General features: G+C 79.4%; 2 protein-coding genes. Both read right to left on the bottom strand.

Annotated elements, in window-relative coordinates; genetic code table 11:
* Positions 1-1,696 (bottom strand): serine/threonine-protein kinase (locus ABEB16_RS19435; protein ID WP_486335997.1); only part of this gene is annotated, 1,696 nt, incomplete at its 3' end.
* A gap of 129 nt (positions 1,697-1,825) precedes the next feature.
* Positions 1,826-2,725: molybdopterin dinucleotide binding domain-containing protein (locus ABEB16_RS19430; protein WP_345713853.1), on the bottom strand; the 900-nt coding region annotated here is incomplete at its 5' end.

Here is a 2,725-nt window from a genome sequence, read left to right as displayed (position 1 = left end):
TGGGCGGCGCCGTCTGGGTGGGCGGCGCCGTCTGGGTGGGCGGCGCCGTCTGGGTGGGCGTGCTGGTGGGCGGCGGTGTCGGCGCGTCGCTGGTGGGGGTGCCGGTGGGCGTGCTGGTGGGCGGCGGTGTCGGCGCGTCGCTGGTGGGGGTGCCGGTCGGCGGCGCGGGCGGCGGCGAGGTCGGTGCCACCGTCTCCGTCGGCGGCAGCGGGGCCCCCAGGGTCGGTGCGGGCGCCGACGGCTGGGCGGTGGCGCCGCCGGACGGGGCGGGCGGCGCGCTGGTGGTCGCCGTACCGGTCGGGGCGGGCGCGGGCGCCGTCGAGCTGGGCGCGGTGCTGCTGCGGGAGGGTCGCGCCGTCGCGCTGCGCGAGGGGGCCTCGGAGGTCGCGCTGCTGGGCGCCGGGTCCTGCGGGGCCGCGCCGGGCGGCAGGGGCTCCTGCGGCTCGGGCGTCTCGACCGGCAGACCCCCGACCGCTGCCACGGGGTTGGGGACGTCGCGCATCGTGCCGTTCTGCACGACGGCGACGGCCACCGCGGTCGCGGAGGTGGCGAGCACGACCGCGGCGGCGACCGCGAGCACCGGGCGCCGCGAGATGCCGAGGGCGCGCTTGCGGGCGGGCGTCGCCCCGGCGACCAGCGGCGCTCCCCCGGCGGCGGTGGCCGTGGGGGTCTCGGGCGCCACGGCCACCGCGGGAGGTGCCGGCACGACGTCGGCCGCGGCGACGCCTGCGGCGACCCGCAGGCCGTTCACCCACGCCGGGAGCCGGTCCGGACGCTGCGCGGGATCGGGGGCCAGCGCCTGCAGCACGCCGTCGCGCAGCGCGGGCAGCCGGCCCGTCAGGGGTGCGCGCGCCAGCTGCTCGGCCACCGCCACCAGGTCGAGCGCACCGCCGCGCACGGCGGGGACCTCACCCGTCAGCAGGAGCACCGCGCTGGCACCCAGGCCGAAGGCGTCACCGGCCGCGGTGGGGGCCGCACCGGCGAGGACCTCCGGAGCGGTGTACGCCAGCACGGCCGCGCCGTCGTCGGGAGCGCCCGCCGCCCGGCGCCCGGGGGCACCGAGCGCCGCCGCGGTCAGCCGGACACCGTTCGCGGGAGCGCTGCCGGCCAGCCGCAGCGCCCGGGGGGTGACCCCGCCGTGCACGAGGGAGGGGCGGCCGACGTCACCGCGGTGCAGCTCGTGCAGGACGCCGGCGGCGCCGGCGAGCAGCCGCATCCGCTCCGCGAGCCCCGCCCCGGGGTCCTCGCGCAGCCACTCCGCGGCCGATCGGCCGGGCACGTGCTCGACGACGGCGTACGCCCAGCGCTCCTCCTCCACGCCGGGGGCCGCATCGGGCGCGTCGGGCGCGTGCGGTCCCCGGCCGGGGAAGGCGGTGAGGACGCGGGCCAGGCGGGGGTGGCGCACGCGGGTGAGCTCCAGCGCGCGGGCCAGCCAGGCGACGTCGTCCACCTGCCCGCCGGGAGCGGCGGCCCGCGCACCACCCGGCGCGGAGGGCCGCAGCACGACGAGCCCGCACAGGGCCTCCCCCGCGGTGCCGCGCCGGTCGAGGCAGTGCCACACCTCGTCGGCGAGCCCCTCCACGGGCCCGAGCAGCTCGTAGCGGTCGGGGTCGTCGTCGGGCCCGGCGCAGTGCCGGACGGCCTCGGGCACGTGCGCGGCCCCCAACCGGTCGTCGGACCAGTCATCGGTGGTCACGAACGACACCTCCGCGTCTCGGCCGCGCACCTGGGACGGACGCGGGATCGCCCGCATTGTGCCGTACGGGTGAATCCCCCGCGCCCGATCCCGCGGGGTGTCGTCGCAGGTGGCGGGCCGGGTGGAGCGCTACGGGCCCGTGGCGACCGCAGCGGCCACGGGGGCCTCATGAGCCGTGACGGGTGGTAGTGGCCCGGTGTGCCGCTCGACCTCCACGAGGACGTGCTGGCCGGTGCAGCCCTGCCCCAGGCGGGACGTCCCCACGTCGCAGGTCAGGACGTTGACGTTGCCGTGCCCGCACGTGACGCCCGCGGCCTCCCCGGCGACGGGGTCGAACCACGCCCCCGTCGACATCTGCACCACCCGGGGGCGCAGCACGTCGGACACCACGAGACCGGCCAGGCAGCTGCCGCGCCGGCTGCGCACCACCACCACGTCGCCGTCGGCGAGACCGCGCGCGGCGGCGTCCTCGGGGTGCATCCGCAGCGGCTCGCGGCCGGCCACCTTGGAGGCCGCGCTCGTCGCCCCGTGGTCCAGCTGGCTGTGCAGGCGGGTGGCGGGGTTGTTCGCCAGCAGGTGCAGCGGGAAGTCCGCCGCCAGCGGCGAGCCCAGCCAGTCCTCCGGCTCCCGCCAGACGGGGTGGCCGGGGCAGTCGTCGTAGCCGAAGGACGCGATCACCGCCGAGGACACCTCGATGCGACCGCTGGGCGTGCGCAGCGGGAAGCGCCCCGGATCGGCGCGGAAGGACGCGAGCAGCACGACGGGCTCCTCGGCGGGCAGCACCAGCTGCCCCTGCGCGCGGAAGTCCGCCCAGGTCGGGGCGGGGATCCCGGCGCGCGCCGCGGGCCCGGCGCGCCACGTCTCGTAGAGGTGCTCGACCCACTGCGCCGAGGTGCGCCCCTCGGTGAACACCTCCCCGCAGCCGAGCCGCTGCGCGAGGGCGGCGAACACGTCGTAGTCGTCGCGGGCCTCCCCCAGCGGTTCGTGCACCCGCTCCATGACGAGCAGGTGGTCGTCGTAGCGGGCGGC

The sequence above is a fragment of the Kineococcus glutinatus genome (genome assembly GCF_039542765.1).
GTDB lineage: Bacteria > Actinomycetota > Actinomycetes > Actinomycetales > Kineococcaceae > Kineococcus_A > Kineococcus_A glutinatus.
The sequence above is the reverse complement of the archived record's forward strand: the minus strand, read 5'-3'. Positions and strand labels throughout refer to the sequence as shown.